18 protein-coding genes are annotated in these 15,701 nt (G+C 47.3%); 13 read left to right on the top strand and 5 right to left on the bottom strand.

The genetic code is table 11. The annotated features are described in order from the left end of the window. Positions 1 to 33 precede the first annotated feature (33 nt). The 3 genes from MHH25_RS19545 to MHH25_RS19535 all read left to right on the top strand — a co-directional run bounded on the left by MHH25_RS19545 (position 34) and on the right by MHH25_RS19535 (position 2,937). Positions 34 to 1,071, top strand: a complete 1,038-nt coding sequence (locus MHH25_RS19545; RefSeq protein ID WP_017687612.1) for an NAD(P)/FAD-dependent oxidoreductase — start codon at positions 34 to 36, stop codon at positions 1,069 to 1,071. A 204-nt stretch (positions 1,072 to 1,275) separates the two neighbouring features. Further along, entirely contained in the window at positions 1,276 to 1,926 is a 651-nt protein-coding gene (locus MHH25_RS19540; RefSeq protein ID WP_340017842.1) for a hypothetical protein, read from the top strand. Positions 1,927 to 2,460: 534 nt separating this feature from the next. Further along, positions 2,461 to 2,937, top strand: coding sequence for a hypothetical protein (locus tag MHH25_RS19535; RefSeq protein ID WP_017687614.1), 477 nt, complete (start codon positions 2,461 to 2,463; stop codon positions 2,935 to 2,937). Positions 2,938 to 3,058: 121 nt separating this feature from the next. Here the strand turns inward: MHH25_RS19535 and MHH25_RS19530 are convergent, their stop codons facing one another. Continuing rightward, complete coding sequence (locus MHH25_RS19530) at positions 3,059 to 3,658, bottom strand: thymidine kinase (protein ID WP_017687615.1); 600 nt, start codon at positions 3,656 to 3,658, stop codon at positions 3,059 to 3,061. A gap of 176 nt (positions 3,659 to 3,834) precedes the next feature. Between MHH25_RS19530 and MHH25_RS19525 the strand changes: the two genes are divergently transcribed. Then, complete coding sequence (locus MHH25_RS19525; RefSeq protein ID WP_340017841.1) at positions 3,835 to 4,047, top strand: hypothetical protein; 213 nt, start codon at positions 3,835 to 3,837, stop codon at positions 4,045 to 4,047. An 8-nt stretch (positions 4,048 to 4,055) separates the two neighbouring features. On the opposite strand, the gene MHH25_RS19520 is transcribed toward MHH25_RS19525, so the two are convergent. Both MHH25_RS19520 and MHH25_RS19515 read right to left on the bottom strand, forming a co-directional pair. Further along, positions 4,056 to 4,403, bottom strand: a complete 348-nt coding sequence (locus MHH25_RS19520) for a potassium channel family protein (RefSeq protein ID WP_192133999.1) — start codon at positions 4,401 to 4,403, stop codon at positions 4,056 to 4,058. Positions 4,404 to 4,466: 63 nt separating this feature from the next. Continuing rightward, complete coding sequence (locus MHH25_RS19515; RefSeq protein WP_036607881.1) at positions 4,467 to 4,778, bottom strand: DUF2627 domain-containing protein; 312 nt, start codon at positions 4,776 to 4,778, stop codon at positions 4,467 to 4,469. 230 nt (positions 4,779 to 5,008) lie between these two features. Here MHH25_RS19515 and lpdA point away from each other — a divergent pair, with 230 nt between their 5' ends. The 5 genes from lpdA to lipB all read left to right on the top strand — a co-directional run bounded on the left by lpdA (position 5,009) and on the right by lipB (position 10,902). Beyond that, positions 5,009 to 6,433, top strand: coding sequence for a dihydrolipoyl dehydrogenase (gene lpdA, locus MHH25_RS19510; RefSeq protein WP_340017840.1), 1,425 nt, complete (start codon positions 5,009 to 5,011; stop codon positions 6,431 to 6,433). Positions 6,434 to 6,572: 139 nt separating this feature from the next. After that, complete coding sequence (locus tag MHH25_RS19505) at positions 6,573 to 7,601, top strand: thiamine pyrophosphate-dependent dehydrogenase E1 component subunit alpha (protein ID WP_036607878.1); 1,029 nt, start codon at positions 6,573 to 6,575, stop codon at positions 7,599 to 7,601. A gap of 2 nt (positions 7,602 to 7,603) precedes the next feature. Next, the gene (locus MHH25_RS19500; RefSeq protein WP_017687621.1) at positions 7,604 to 8,590 is read left to right on the top strand and encodes an alpha-ketoacid dehydrogenase subunit beta; all 987 of its coding nucleotides are present in this window, start codon (positions 7,604 to 7,606) and stop codon (positions 8,588 to 8,590) included. 47 nt (positions 8,591 to 8,637) lie between these two features. Continuing rightward, on the top strand, positions 8,638 to 10,083 hold the full coding sequence (locus tag MHH25_RS19495) for a dihydrolipoamide acetyltransferase family protein (protein WP_340017839.1): 1,446 nt from the start codon (positions 8,638 to 8,640) through the stop codon (positions 10,081 to 10,083). Positions 10,084 to 10,194: 111 nt separating this feature from the next. Then, on the top strand, positions 10,195 to 10,902 hold the full coding sequence (gene lipB, locus MHH25_RS19490) for a lipoyl(octanoyl) transferase LipB (RefSeq protein WP_339782945.1): 708 nt from the start codon (positions 10,195 to 10,197) through the stop codon (positions 10,900 to 10,902). Positions 10,903 to 10,928: 26 nt separating this feature from the next. Here lipB and prli42 read toward each other — a convergent pair whose 3' ends face one another. Beyond that, the gene (prli42, locus tag MHH25_RS19485) at positions 10,929 to 11,030 is read right to left on the bottom strand and encodes a stressosome-associated protein Prli42 (protein WP_017687624.1); all 102 of its coding nucleotides are present in this window, start codon (positions 11,028 to 11,030) and stop codon (positions 10,929 to 10,931) included. 266 nt (positions 11,031 to 11,296) lie between these two features. Between prli42 and MHH25_RS19480 the strand changes: the two genes are divergently transcribed. Continuing rightward, positions 11,297 to 12,430 (top strand): M20/M25/M40 family metallo-hydrolase, encoded by a 1,134-nt coding sequence (locus MHH25_RS19480; protein ID WP_340017837.1) that lies wholly within the window; start codon positions 11,297 to 11,299, stop codon positions 12,428 to 12,430. A 112-nt stretch (positions 12,431 to 12,542) separates the two neighbouring features. On the opposite strand, the gene MHH25_RS19475 is transcribed toward MHH25_RS19480, so the two are convergent. Then, entirely contained in the window at positions 12,543 to 12,677 is a 135-nt protein-coding gene (locus MHH25_RS19475; RefSeq protein WP_100527202.1) for a Z-ring formation inhibitor MciZ, read from the bottom strand. A gap of 349 nt (positions 12,678 to 13,026) precedes the next feature. Between MHH25_RS19475 and MHH25_RS19470 the strand changes: the two genes are divergently transcribed. The 3 genes from MHH25_RS19470 (at position 13,027) to spoIIM (ending at position 15,633) form a co-directional block, all read left to right on the top strand. After that, the gene (locus tag MHH25_RS19470) at positions 13,027 to 13,620 is read left to right on the top strand and encodes an NUDIX hydrolase (protein ID WP_340017836.1); all 594 of its coding nucleotides are present in this window, start codon (positions 13,027 to 13,029) and stop codon (positions 13,618 to 13,620) included. 2 nt (positions 13,621 to 13,622) lie between these two features. Next, positions 13,623 to 14,843 (top strand): endonuclease Q family protein, encoded by a 1,221-nt coding sequence (locus tag MHH25_RS19465; protein ID WP_340017835.1) that lies wholly within the window; start codon positions 13,623 to 13,625, stop codon positions 14,841 to 14,843. Positions 14,844 to 15,003: 160 nt separating this feature from the next. After that, positions 15,004 to 15,633 carry a stage II sporulation protein M gene (gene spoIIM / locus MHH25_RS19460; protein ID WP_017687629.1) on the top strand — a complete coding sequence of 210 codons (630 nt, stop codon included), beginning with the start codon at positions 15,004 to 15,006 and terminating at the stop codon, positions 15,631 to 15,633. Positions 15,634 to 15,701 lie beyond the last annotated feature (68 nt).

Raw genomic sequence — 15,701 nt, 5'->3', positions numbered from 1 at the left:
GTTCTGGATCGAATTAACGGAGGTATTTTTAATATGAATCAGCAGTTGGAACTTTATGATGTAACCATTATCGGCGGTGGCCCTGCGGGCATGTACTCTGCCTTTTATAGCGGCATGCGGGATATGAAGACCAAGTTGATTGAGGCACGTGACAGATTGGGAGGTCGCATGCTCTTTTATCCGGAGAAAATGATCTGGGATGTCGGGGGTGTGACGCCAATTCTGTGTGAAGATCTGATCAAACAATTGGAAGAACAGGCAAGAACTTTTGAGCCAACCCTCGTATTTGAACAACAGATCGAAGGATTCGAGCGTCAACCTGATGGCACAATTCTGTTAACTTCTGCAACAGGTGAACAACACTGGACACGTACCGTCATTATGGCAATCGGATATGGTATATATAAAATGGCCAAGCTAGAGCTTGAAGGTGCAGACCGTTACGAGGTTAGCAATCTGCACTATACTGTGCAGGAACTGGAGCCATTCCGTGGTAAACGCGTGTTGATCTCGGGTGGAGGCGACTCTGCTGTGGACTGGGCGAATGAACTGGAAGCTCTGGCAGAGCAAGTTACGGTTGTGCATCGTCGTGACCGCTTTGGCGGGTTGGAGCGTAATGTACTGCGTATGAGAGAATCCTCTGTAGATGTCCGTACACCATATGCTGTAGAGACACTGCATAGTATGAGTGGTGATGTGATTGAACAGGTGACCATCTCACACGTGGATACAGGTGAAACTGAACTGCTTGAAGTCGATGCTGTCATTGTAAACCATGGCATGAAAAGTGACTTTGGTCCAATCCGGGATTGGGGACTTGATCTTGGCGAATGGCATGTCACTACAACGGAGAGATTACAAACCAATATTCCTGGTGTTTTTGCCGCAGGTGATTTTGTAGATTATGGTAGCAAACTGTATCTGATTGCAGGTACTTTTACGGATGCAGCCCTAGCGGTAAACAGTGCGAAGCTTTACATGGATCCTGAAGCGGAGAAAGTGGCTTATGTTTCTTCCCATAACAGTCGCTTCAAGGAGAAAAATAAAGCCCTTGGCGTTGTAGAAGAATAAAGGTTTGCGATCGGTTATATTATGATGACTTCGGGTTCATTCCGAAGTCGTCTTTTTTGCATAAAATGGGTAATAAGAAGGCATAATGGCACAAGATAGAACAGGCTTCGAATTGAACATGAACCACCAAATGTCTATAATAAGCCTGAGAAACTGTGGAATAACATCAAGATACAATAACTTGATCAGAGTGGAGTGCAGCGTATGAAAAAGGGATCACAGCCACAACGAGGTTTCGCCTTCATCCAGCGGTGGTTCAAACGATCTGATAAAAAAAAGATCAAATGGTCTGAAATGTATCTCGCACTGGCTGGCGCGCTTCATCGCTTGTTGGTTGAAGGTCGGCGTGAACGCTCAGCAGCCAAACGGCTGCACCAGGACTTGCCTATTAACGTGTTGGGCGAAATGAAGCTAGAGCCAGGGGATATTGTGTACACGCCAAGCTCGGAATCGACGTATTACGCCGGGCATATGGGCATTATCGGTCTCGACGGCAAGGTGTATCATGTGCACCCTTATGGGCCTGTATTTGCTGATTCATTAGAGTGGTATCTCACGAGGTTTTATGAAGGAGATCGCTTCATTGTATTCCGTTCCAGATTGAATGAGGCAGGAATGAAAGCAGCCGGGTGGGTACATGACCATTACAAGCAGGTAAAATTCTACCGTTTGCAGACCAATCTGCGCAGTATTGAGCGCAATTACTGCTCCAAGTTTATATATCAGGCCTATCAGTTCACATCGGGACTGGATCTGTGGAGCCGCAAATTTACCCGAATGAATCAGGGGTATATCTATCCATTTCGAATTGAGCGCTCATCAGAGCTGGACGTTCTGGGAACTTTTTATAAATAAGGCTGGAACCGACTAAAATACTGTTCTTCCGAAAAAAAGGAGAGCAGGTTCTGTCGGTTTTTTTTATATGTGTAGAGATTAAAAACAGGAAAAACGCCCAAAACGTCGAATAGATTATGAGATAGGCACGCACAACTTGGAATCGTATACATAAAAAAAGACGAGATGATTATTAGCCCAGAGTAAAAAAATGACTACGAAGTAGACGAACAAGAAAGAGTGAAGCGAGATGAAATGGCCGGGTTTCTTACAACGATTCCGACCGAACAAAAACGTGGTTCAGCTATCGGACTATATCCCAAAAAAGGAAAGGAGGCACTACTGTTCCATATGCAAGAAAAACGTTAAATCGGTCGTGCATTATGCGGCGCCACAGGGAAATGTTTCAGGTGTATGCAGTTCTTGTAAGTCTTTGGCGGATGAACGTGGAATGTTTCCCATTTAATAAGAAGAGATGCGCTCAGGAAATAAGATTTTTTTGATTTATGCGCGTTTTTGTAGTACATTAGCAAATGTATTCGAAGGAGGATTCTAATGTACTCAGGTAGACAAGACGATACTTTATACATCATGACCTACACCTTAAACAGCGGTATCAAGGGTACGGTTCCACTGTCTAATAAGCAGATTATTGAGTGGCTGGATTGCTACAGAAATGAGAAGCGCTTCGTGACCGAAATCGGCAAGGAGTTTTTTGGATTGAATGCAGGATTGGTAGCAGACTTCAAGGTTCAAAATCATTTATCGGATTATCAGCAGACCATTATGCCTACACAGCAGCAGGATAACCTGGAACGCTTGTCCAGTGCTTATAAATCAACCGAGTTATTAATGAAGATTGATTGTAAATGTGGCACGGCTTATGTGACGGAATCCCCATACAAGCGCACAAAATGGTACTGCACAAAGTGTAAAGAGATTGTATTTTTGGATGCCAAAAAAGGAATGGTGGAAACGTCGCGTGGTGACGCTTACTACATGACCAACAAATATTTTGTTTCCCGTGACTAGCGGGAAGTGACTCTGAAAGCATCGCTGCGAAGCGGTGCTTTTTTGTGCGAATGTTTGCTCTATAACAAAAAAAGCCCCAAGGGGCCTTTTTGGAAGATATCTAAGATCGATCTTTTAGGAATTATGATGAGCATTCAACTTTGTGAGGAGGAATGAAGCAGCAACGACAGCGTGGCTCGTAAGCTTCTGAATCGCCAATCATGACAACCGGACCCAAGGTAACAGGCTCCCCATTGACGATACGTTGCGTAAAGGCTGCATCTGGGCTACCACATACCGCACAGAAAGCCGAGAGTTTCTCAATGTCGTCTGCCATGGCAAGCAAACCACCGACATATCCGAATTCCTTACCACGGTAATCCATATTAAGTCCGTCCACAATGACATGTTTGCCACAATACGCTAACTCCGAGACAAGTTCCATAATGGCACTGCTGAAAAATTGTACTTCATCAAATGCAACAACATCAGCATCTATGGTTTGGTTCAAGATCATTTCTACGGATTCCGGGGTTAATTGCCGGGGAATGGAATGGGCAGGGAGTCGATAACCAATTCGGCTTACGATCTCGTCCTGGGCAAACCGATTATCCTCGGCTGGTTTGTAGGCCACAACCTTTTTACGGCCAAATTGTATTAATTTCTGACAACGGCGAATGAGTTCACCGGATTTTTCACTGAACATGGGTCCAGTAATTACGGTAATACGTCCTGTTTGCACGGTGCTGCTACTCCTCTCACATACGGGATTCAACAAAAAAAGCGACCTTTACAGAGTACCACAAAATCTTTGGAAAGAGCCAGAACTAATCTGCACAGCTTTGTGTTACTATATGGATTGTTAAGGTATTGGTTACGGCAGCTAGTTAACAGGAGTTGTGAAAAGAGGTGTTTAGTATGAGTGAAGCATTAACATCCCTTCAAGAGCGATATGAAAGCCTGAAAGAACAGGGATCTCTAGATGAAGAGACGCAGGCGTTATTTGCAGAACTGTTCGCAGAAGCGGAGAGACTGCAGGCAAGTAACCTTACCTTGCGTAGAACGATCTTGAAGTCTTCTTCCAAAGAATCGCGTATGTCTACCAAACTGCGGGATGCCTTATACGAATGACCCGGAGATTACTCCGGGTCCTCTTCTGTCTTTAATTTGCGAGGGAATAGAATACCTGCTGTAATTCTGGCAATCATGGCAAAGGTGAGACCAATGCCTGCAAACATGTAGATTACGGTAAAGGCTTTGCTGAATCCGGTGGATGGTACAAACTCAGGATGTCCCACCGTAGTCAGGGTAACCGCACAGAAGTATAACGCATCGATCCAGTGCAGACCTTCAACACGAGTGTAAAATAAAGTGCCTGACAGCAACGTTGCTGCCGTTAACGCGAACAGAGCCAGAAACTTAGGGTCTTTGAACGCATGGAAAATGCCTTTGAGCAATCGTTGTAACGTGATTAGAAATGATACCATGATGATCCATCCTGTCTATGTAAAGTAGGCGGTGTGTTGTATAAACACACAAAAAGCCCGGACTCATGGAGTCCTTCCGGGCGTCTCTGCTTTTTCGGGTACACTTTTGGACCGGAAACGGGGACCTACATAATTACGCTTGCGGTCACGGAACAGGATCCAGCCTCCCAGAAAACTCATACCTGCGGCAAAAAGGACAAGTCCACCGCCAAAGGAAAGCCACTGGAATCCTGGTGAAATTAGTTCGTTCCCGTGCTCGGCATAATATAGGAACAGGGCATCTTTCATCATCAGAAAACCCTTCATTGCCATTAACCCGGGGATGACCAGAACAACAATTGCCAAAAATCGCGCAAAGACCAATCTTGTATTCATGAGCATTATACCCTTTCTGCCAAAGTCGACATTAAATAAAGGTTACGCTTACAGATCATACCTGATTCCATCATAGCTTGGAATGCATAGGCTGTCCATGTGTGATTGCTTTAAACTTTGAGTTGACCGCTCAAGGAGAGTACAATGGCATATAGAGGGTATAAGCTAAACCATGATTTAAGCCATCATAAATGATATTGAAATTTGATTCATAGAGGAGAGCATGAGAGATGCCAATTACATGTGATGTTGCAATTCTTGGAGGAGGAACCGGTGGATATGTAGCCGCAATCCGGGCTGCACAGCTGGGGAAACAAGTCGTTATTATTGAGAAGGACAAGCTTGGTGGAACCTGTCTGCATCGTGGCTGTATTCCGAGTAAGGCTTTGCTGAAAAGCGCGGAAGTATACGCCGAGATCCAGGAGAGCGAGACGTATGGTATCGAGACAGCTGGAGCTACACTTGTATTTCCCAAAGTACAGGCACGCAAGGATGCAATTGTCGAACAGCTCCATCAGGGCGTTCAGTATTTGATGAAAAAAAATAAAATCCAGGTTGTACACGCGAAAGGTCGCGTCATCGGACCATCCATCTTCTCACCGCAGAGCGGAGCAGTCGCTGTGGAGTTTGAAGATGGCGAGATGGATACGGTTGTACCAACCAATCTCATCATTGCCACTGGTTCGCGTCCTCGTGTGCTGCCGGGCCTGGAACCGGACGGCAAATTCATAATGAGCAGCGACGAAGCCCTGCGTATGGATGAACTTCCTGCATCACTCATCATTGTCGGTGGGGGTGTGATTGGACTGGAGTGGGCATCCATGCTGAATGACTTTGGCGTAGACATCACAGTAGTAGAAGCAGCTGCTCACGTGTTGCCTGCCGAGGATGAGGATGTTGCCAGAGAAATGCAGCGATTGCTTGGCAAACGGGGTGTTCGTTTCCTGACGGGCGCCACTGTTCTAACGGAAACATATAACACGGATCAAGAGGGCATCCAGATTGATGTGCAGCTTGGTAACGATAAGCAGGAAACGCTGAGAGCGGAGAAAATGCTCGTGTCGGTTGGACGTCAGGCTAATGTCGAAAATATCGGACTCGAAAATACAGATATCAAACTGGAGCGTGGGTTCATCGCTGTGAACAAACAGTTACAGACCGGTGAAGGTCACATCTACGCCATTGGTGACTGCATCGGCGGTTTGCAGCTTGCACATGCCGCAAGTCATGAAGGCATTCTCGCTGTCGATCATCTGGCGGACGAAACGGTACATGCCGTAGAATCCCACCGTATCCCGCGCTGTGTGTATACACGTCCGGAAGCAGCCAGCATCGGATTCACCGAGCGTGAAGCCAAAGAACGTGGCTATGAACTCAAAACAGGGAAGTTCCCATTTTCGGCTATTGGCAAATCACTCATTCACGGAAGTCGGGATGGATTCGTGAAGGTGATCGCAGATGCCAAGACGAATGATATATTGGGGGTACATATGATTGGCACCCATGTGACGGAATTAATCGCTGAGGCCTCTCTGGCTCAGATGCTGGATGCCACACCTTGGGAAGTCGGACAAACCATTCATCCGCACCCTTCTCTGTCAGAAATTATGGGTGAAGCCATGTTGGCGGTCGATGGAAAGGCCATTGGGATGTAAGCCAAACAAGCTTATGAGAAAGGTCCTTTCCTTTTTTGGGTAAAAGGGATTATAATAAGGTTAAGCCAAGTCTTAGTACCAGGTTATAAGATCGGGTAGTAAGAGTGGCACAGGCTCTGATTAAAAGGAGGTACCTCATATGAGTTCACAAGGTACTGCAGACGCGGTCCACCGGCATCAACAGCTGGGACTTAGCGATGGTGAAGTATTGGATATGTACAAATACATGCTGCTCGCACGCAAGTTTGACGAGCGTTGCTTGCTCTTGCAACGGGCTGGCAAAATTAACTTTCACGTATCCGGTGTAGGACAGGAAGCTGCGCAAGTAGGCGCTGCTTTTGGTCTGGATCGGGATCACGATTATTATTTACCTTATTACCGCGATTACGGCTTTGTACTGGCGGTAGGCATGACTCCGCGTGAGTTGATGCTGTCTGCTTTTGCAAAAGCGGAAGATCCGAATAGTGGCGGTCGGCAAATGCCGGGTCACTTCGGTCACAAAAAGCTACGGATTGTGACGGGTTCCAGCCCGGTTACAACACAGGTTCCGCACGCTGTTGGATTTGCGCTGGCTGCCAAAATGAAGAAGCAGGAATTTGTTTCTTTTGTTACGTTTGGCGAAGGATCAAGCAATCAGGGTGACTTCCACGAGGGAGCCAACTTTGCAGGTGTGCATAAATTGCCTGTCATTATTATGTGTGAGAACAATCAATATGCAATTTCGGTACCGATTCACAAACAGTTGAGCGGCAAAATATCCGATCGAGCACAAGGATACGGGTTCCCTGGACTGCGTGTAGATGGAAACGATGCATTAGAAGTATACGCTGCAGTGAAGGAAGCACGTCGCCGTGCTATAGCCGGAGAAGGCCCAACACTGATTGAAGCGATGATGTATCGGTTGTCACCTCATTCCACCTCCGATAATGATCTGGCTTATCGGACCAAAGAGGAAGTTGAGGAGAACTGGAAGAAAGATGGCGTTCCTCGCATGAAGAACTACTTGATCGATTGCGGCATCTGGGACGAAGCCCGGGATGCGGATCTGGCTTCGCAGCTTGCGATGGAAATGAAAGAAGCAACTGAATATGCAGACAACGCGCCATATCCTAAACCTGAGGACACTCTGACGCACGTTTATGCGGACAGCGAAGAAGGGGGACGGTAAGTATGGCAGTGATGGAATATATTGATGCAATCCGTCTCGCGATGAAAGAAGAGATGGAACGGGATGAGAATGTTTTTATCCTTGGTGAAGACGTAGGTCTTAAAGGTGGTGTGTTTACCACAACTAAAGGACTGCAAGATCAGTTTGGCGAAATGCGAGTGATGGACACACCTTTATCTGAATCCGCTATTGCAGGTGTTGCCATTGGTGCAGCGATGTATGGCATGAAGCCGATTGCCGAAATGCAATATTCGGACTTCATGTTGCCGGCAACCAACCAGATCATTAGTGAAGCGGCGAAGATCCGCTATCGTTCCAACAATGACTGGAGTTGTCCGATTGTTATCCGTGCGCCGATTGGTGGCGGGATCTTCGGTGGGTTGTATCACTCCCAATGTCCGGAATCGATTTTCTTTGGTACACCTGGTCTGAAAATTATAGCTCCCTACTCGGCATACGATGCCAAGGGACTGCTCAAGGCCGCTATTCGCGACCCGGACCCGGTACTCTTTTTTGAAAATAAAAAATGCTACAAGCTTATCAAGGAAGATGTGCCTGAAGATGATTACATCGTTCCGATTGGTAAAGCCAACGTACTTCGTGAGGGTGCGGATATTACGGTGATCGGTTACAGTCAGCCGCTACATTTTGTAATGCAGGCGGCTGAGGAGCTGGAGCGTGAAGAAGGCATTACAGCACACGTCCTGGATCTGCGCACATTGCAACCGTTGGATCGTGAAGCGATTATTGCTTCCGCTCGTCTGACAGGCAAAGTGCTGATTGTACACGAAGATAACAAAACGGGTGGTGTAGGTGCCGAAGTTGCTGCAATTATTAGTGAGGAATGTCTATTTGAACTGGATGCACCGATTCAGCGTCTCTGCGGACCTGATGTGCCGGCCATGCCAATTAGCCCAACATTGGAGAAATTCTACATGCTGAGCAAGGACAAAGCCAAAGCAGCAATGCGTACACTTGCCGAGTTTTAATTTCGTTATTTGGATCGTTTAAAAGTAAAGTTTGGAGTGATAATCAAATGGCTGAACGTATGAAATGGATCGAGGTCATTATGCCGCAATTGGCGGAATCGCTGGTCTCGGCTACCATAGGCAAATGGTTGAAAAAACCGGGCGACCGTGTGGAACAGTACGAGCCGATCTGTGAAGTAATCACTGATAAAGTTAATGCCGAGATTCCATCCACTGTGGATGGAATTATGGGTGACCTTTTGGTGGAAGAGGGCACAACGATTGCTGTTGGTGAAGCAATCTGCCGCATGCAGGTCGCAGCTTCTGACGAAGAAGCGGCTGAGCAAGTAACACAAGTATCGCAGCAACAGGAGCAAGTGCAGCAACATGCGAACCCTACTCCTGTTGCCGCGTCAAATACAGCAGCACATGATCCCAACCAGCCGATGCGCAATCGGTATTCCCCGGCAGTGCAATCCTTGGCAGCAGAGCATGGTTTGAACTTGCAAAGCATCCAAGGCACTGGAGCCGGTGGTCGTATTACCCGCAAAGATGTGCTGGCATTTGTTGCACAGGGAGGTAACGCGGCTGGATCGTCTGCACAAGCATCATCTCCTGCAGCGCAGCATACACCTTCTGGTGTGCCGTCTGCTTCTCCATTCAGCGGAGTGAATCGTGGAAATGGAGAAATGGGTTTAACCGCTGGAGAAGCGATCTCAGCGTCTGATGCAGGTGTTCCTGTGAGACATTCAGGCATTCATCTAACCGAAAGCCCGAAAATTCCACAGATCGAAGTGGAAGGTGGCGGCCAGGGAAGATCGGAGTATTTCATTGATGTTACCCCTGTGCGTAATGCCATTGCCCGGAACATGCGTCAAAGCGTATCGGAAATCCCGCATGCATGGACGATGATCGAAGTGGATGTAACAAATCTTGTGATGCTGCGTAATAAACTCAAGGATGAGTTCAAGCGTAAGGAAGGCATCAATCTGACATATCTGTCCTTCATGATGAAGGGAGTCGTTAACGCGATTAAAGACTACCCGATCATGAACTCGGTATGGGCAGTAGACAAAATTATCGTCAAACGGGACATTAACCTGTCCATGGCGGTAGGAACCGAAGATTCCGTACTTACACCCGTAATCAAACATGCCGATCAGCGAAATATTGCAGGTCTGGCCCGTGAAGTGGATGAACTGGCTCGCAAAACACGTGAAGGAACGTTGAAGCTGGACCATATGCAAGGTGGTACGTTCACGGTGAACAACACCGGTTCATTTGGTTCGATCCTGTCCCAGCCGATCATTAACTATCCACAGGCAGCGATTCTTACATTTGAGTCGATTGTCAAGAAACCAGTGGTTATTAATGATATGATCGCTGTTCGCTCGATGGCTAACCTGTGTCTGTCGCTGGATCACCGAATCCTGGATGGCGTAATCAGCGGACGTTTCTTGCAACGTGTCAAAGAAAACCTTGAAGGATATACCATGGAGACCAAAGTGTATTAAGTAAATAGTTGTCGGGAAAGTGTATGTGCCGGAGGCCGTGCACTTTTCCTGCTGTCTACGGGCAGGTGCTCAATTGTAGACTGAACCTGAAGCAGAAGGGTGTGGGGAATCATGAGCAAGCCGCTGGATGTTGCATACATACCAATGCTTGATTATGAAGAGGCTTGGAACCGCCAGAAAGCGATTGTGCAGCGATTGGACGAGGGCGAGGGAGCGGAGCAGATGCTGCTTTTACAGCACCCGCCAACGTATACGATCGGCTCACAAAATCATCCGGAGCATCTGCTTCTCAGTCCGGAAGAGTTGCGTGAGCAAGGGATTTCTTTGTTTCAAATTGACCGCGGCGGTGATATTACTTATCATGGCCCGGGCCAGTTGGTAGGTTACCCGTTATTGATTCTTGGTCGGGATGAAGACTTGGATCTGCACGGCTATTTACGGAAACTTGAGCAGGTACTTATGGATTATCTCGCAGACCAGGGCATTGAAGCCGGACGCAAAGAGGGTTACACGGGTGTGTGGATTGGCGATATGAAGATTGCTGCAATCGGCATCAAGTTTAATCGTTGCAAACATCGCCGCGGTTTTGTGACCAGTCACGGGTTTGCTTTTAACATCAGCTCAGGCATTCAACATGCAGGTTTTCAGGGGATTGTTCCTTGTGGGATTGAGCAGTATGGCGTTACCTCACTGGAGGATATAACGGGCAAGTCCTATGCGGTGGAGCAGGTAGCGCAGGAGATTGTTCCGTACTTTAATCGTATCTTTCCGTATAAGATTAATTGGGTCACGGAAAAAGAAGCCCTTCAACGTCTGTAAACAGTTCGTCGAAAGGCTTTAGGTTGCTATCCGAACAGCAACGGTTCGAGAGCGATGAAAAGGGTGGACCCGATCATGGCGATCAGCATGAGATAGATGATGATTTTGAACCATTTCTTTTTTTGCATGATGAGAGAACTCCTTTCAACATAAAGTGTATGTTCAAAAAGACTGGTTTTCAGTACCAAGAAGATGGGATGAAGCTAGAAATGGAGTAGCGGAGCGTAGGGAAAACTACGTGAGCAACGGACATTTCGGCTGAATTCCATATTCGATGCTGATGATGCCGCCAGGCATCCTTCGTAATCAAAAGCAGACTTTTTGAACAACCTCATAAAATAAACAAGCCATAGTAATTGTATTGTACCGTATCCACGAGAGGGAGGAAAGTCCTATGATTAAACAACAACGTGTTATCGATCAGTTCATGGAACTGGTGCAGATTGATAGTGAAACGAAAAATGAACAGAACATCTCGAAGGTGTTAAAAGAACAGTTTGCAGAGCTTGGTCTTCATGTCTATGAGGACGACACCATGGAGCAAACCGGACATGGCGCCGGAAATCTCGTCATTACCTGGGAAGCCGAAGGAACAGAAGGGGTTGCACCGATCTTTTTCACATGTCATATGGACACCGTAACGCCGGGACAGGGAATCAAGCCTGAACTGGGTGAAGATGGCTGGATTCGCAGTGATGGAACAACGATCCTGGGAGCAGATGATAAAGCAGGAATTGCGGCATTGTTCGAAGCGATTCGTGTGATCCAGGAAAACAAGATTCCTCATGGTAAAATTCAATTGGTCATTACAGTTGGCGAAGAGTCTGGCCTGGTGGGCGCACGTGCGATGAATCCGAAGGATATCGATGCCGAGTTCGGTTATGCGCTGGATTCTAATGGAGCTGTAGGGACGATCTGTGTTGCTGCTCCAGCGAGAGCTGAAATTCAAATGAGCATCTATGGTAAGTCCGCACATGCGGGCGTGAACCCGGAAGACGGGATCAGCGCCATTCAAGTTGCAGCCAAAGCGATTGCAGCGATGACACTGGGCAGAATTGATGATGAGACGACAGCGAACATCGGTAAATTCCAAGGTGGATCAGCACTCAACGTGGTATGTGACTTTGTACAGCTTGAAGCGGAAGCTCGCAGTATTGTTCAGGAGAAAGTTGAATTGCAGGTTGCACAGATGCGTGACGCGTTGGAAACGACATGTCGCAAATACGGTGCAACAGCTGAATTCAGAAGTGAGATCCTTTACCCTGCATTTGGCTTCCATGATGAACACGAAGTTGTACAACTTGCACAACGTGCCATCCGCAGTATTGGCCTGGAGACAAGTACGTTTGCTTCCGGTGGTGGCAGTGATGCCAATATCTTTAACGGATTCGACCTTCCGACAGTGAATCTGGCGGTAGGGTATGAAGATATTCATACAACCAAAGAACGTATTCGTGCCGAAGACATTGTGAAGTTATCCCAGGTAGTCGTAGCTATTATTCAGGAAACGGCAGCTGACAAGAAATAATATAGAGCACATGTTACCTCACATGTTGTTAGACAAAAGTCCGAACCCGGTCTATCTGTATCGGATTCGGACTTTTTGTGAATTCATGTTATATTTCATGGGAGAAACTCGTTTATTTGCGTCCAGCGAGGAGATCGATTAACTTGGCATCCGGGCCCCACTCGCGCAACCATTGTTTGAGTATGAGCTGTACTTGCCGGGCTTGTCCTACCACGTGTAAGGATTGAGGCGTCATATAACTGTTCATTGAAAGTCCCCCTGATTCGTTTATATTTGCTGTGAGAATCCTATACGCTCACCATATGCCCAAAATCAGAGATTTATACATTAATCGAATGTATAAATTGAGCTAATCCTTTACACAAGAACGGAGAGGACAGAAATAACCAAGAGAAGCGGAGCGTTCGCCTAAAAGCTTTCTGAAAGAAAGCTGCATCGTAAGCATAAGCTATCACCAAATTTTATCTATTAGAGAAACAAATCAAAAAAAATCTGGGGATAACAGCGATCGAAGGGTTGTTCTGTCATCGGAGTGGTTAGTGTAAATATTTTTAGTCCATTTATATATAATCCTACGATATGGAGTTGAAGAACCAATGAAACCAAATCAATCTGCCCAATCCATCCACGAGGCGCAACCTGCCAATCCAAAACTAGATGAAGTGACCGTATCCACTAAGCCAATCTTCGAGGGCAAAGTGATTTCGCTTCAAGTCGATACCGTTAAACTACCGAATGGCCAGACGGCTACACGTGAAATAATCCGGCACCCTGGAGCGGTAGCTGTACTCGCTCTGAATGGGGATCGCATGCTTGTTGTGGATCAGTATCGTCAGGCAATGGGACGCACCGAAGTGGAGATTCCTGCGGGAAAACTGGACCCGGGAGAAGAGCCGGAAGTTGCCGCAGCACGTGAATTGCGAGAAGAGACGGGATATGTAGCCAAGTCGCTGCGTCATTTGCGTTCGTTTTACACGTCACCGGGGTTCGCAGATGAGATCATTCATCTTTACATCGCTGAAGAGTTGGAAGCAGGGGACATGGCGCTGGACGAAGATGAATTCCTTGAAGTTGCCGAAATAACTCTGGAGGAAGCTTATGCGCTTATGGACGAGAACCGGATTAGCGATGCCAAAACGATGATGGCCGTGTACGCGTGGGACCTTTACAGAACGACAGGACGGTTCTAAGGATGCAAGATCAACTGGAAACGTCCACGATGTGGGAGCCCTGTTATACAGACCTGCATATCCACATCGGACGAACCTCACGTGGGGAGGCCGTGAAAATCAGCGGCAGTCGTGATCTGACATTTGAGAATATTGCCCGGGAAGCATCGGATCGCAAAGGAATTCATTTACTTGGTGTTATTGATTGTCATTCTCCGGTTGTACAGATGGATATTGAGCAATTGCTGGAGAGTGGCACCATGTCCGAGATTGAGGGCGGCGGTATTGCCTACCAGGACACGACCATTCTGCTGGGTACAGAGATTGAGTTGCGCGAGCCTGGAATGCGTGAGTTCCATATGCTGGCGTACTTCCGTGATTTGAAAACGATGAAGTCCTTCACGGACTGGATGAAACGTTATATGAAAAATGTGAATCTCAGTTCTCAGCGGGTCTACGTGCCCGCACTTGAGATGCAGGCGGAGATTAAGGCCCGTGGTGGACTTATTGTGCCTGCACATGTGTTTACACCGCATAAAGGCATTTATGGCAGTACTGCGTCCCGTATGGGCGATGTGCTGGATACTAGTCTAGTGGATGCGGTAGAGCTGGGGTTAAGCTCGGACTCATCCATGGCAAGTTATATTCGGGAGCTGGATCATGTTCCGTTCCTGACCAATTCGGATGCCCACTCTCTCGGTAAGATTGGACGGGAGTATAATGAACTGCAAGTGGCTGCACCTTCTTTTGATGAATTCCGTATGGCACTTCAAGGAGAAGCCGGCAGGAGCATAGCTGCCAATTATGGACTGAATCCAAGGCTAGGCAAATATCACCGTACTTACTGTGCAGCATGTGGCAGCATTATGGACGAGCAAGCGATGTCAGCAGAGCGTTGTCCGCACTGTGGTAGTCTGAAGCTGGTGCAGGGGGTGCTGGATCGCATCCTGGCGATCTCTGATCGAGAGAATCCTCATGTTCCTGCAAACAGACCAGCCTATCATTATCAGGTGCCACTGGAGTTCATCCCGGGACTTGGCAAAGCCAAACTGCGCCAGCTACTGGACCATTTTGGTACAGAAATGAACGTACTTCATCGCACGCGTGAGGAAGAGCTTGCTGCGGTTGTTGGACCTGTGCTGGCAGGCCTGATTGTGGCTGCACGGAACGGACAACTGGAGCTGTCCTCCGGAGGTGGCGGCACGTACGGTAAAGTTGCTGTTCAGGAAAAAGCTTCGGAGTGACCCGTGTAAATACTCCTAGGTTCAACTGATAAAGCTTCACTTCACGTAGAGCCAATCTGGACAAGAAGTCATACAGGTGCGTTCCGGTTCATAAGAATGACTATGAGGATGTAACTGAGAATCCTTGCAGCATGATACCGGAAAGGGGACTCGTACCTGTATGCGCTCTTCCTACTTTACATTTAAAGGTCAGACTTCGTTATATGTATTTGTGGCTGTCTTGTTTCTGGTCGGCGTCATTTTTGGTGCGCTCATGGTGAACGCATTGTCTCTTGAGCAACGTCAGGATCTGGAGGGTTATCTCGGCAATTTCTTCATGACCGTGCAGCACAGTGCACAGGTGACTGAGACCGGGGCATATTGGGACATTGCCATGCTCCATCTGAAATGGGTGGGTCTGATCTTTATTCTGGGTTTATCCGTCGTTGGACTACCTGGTATACTGGTTCTGGATTTTCTAAAAGGTGTGCTCATTGGATTCACAGTGGGGTACCTTGTTGGGCAGTATTCCTGGAAAGGGCTGCTGTTTGCACTGGTGTCCGTGGCACCGCATAATCTATTTGTCATTCCGATCCTTCTGATCTGCAGTGTGGCGGCGATGACGTTCTCGTTATACATCATTCGCAATCGTGTTTTGATGCAGCGAACACCTGGTCGACAAAGGCCTTTTGCTTCATATATAGTGTTAACTTTGGTTATGGCTGCATTGCTGCTCGGCGTGGCGTCTTTTGAAACATGGGTTACACCTGCGATGATGCGCTGGGTCACGCCAATGTTACTACCGGCCTAACGTGCACCGTATAGTGTAAAATGTTGACTTTAATTACGCACTCCCCCTATAATGAAAAGAGTGGGTTA

It is taken from the genome of Paenibacillus sp. FSL H3-0457, assembly GCF_037981725.1.
GTDB lineage: Bacteria > Bacillota > Bacilli > Paenibacillales > Paenibacillaceae > Paenibacillus > Paenibacillus amylolyticus.
This window is presented reverse-complemented; position numbering and strand designations above follow the sequence as displayed.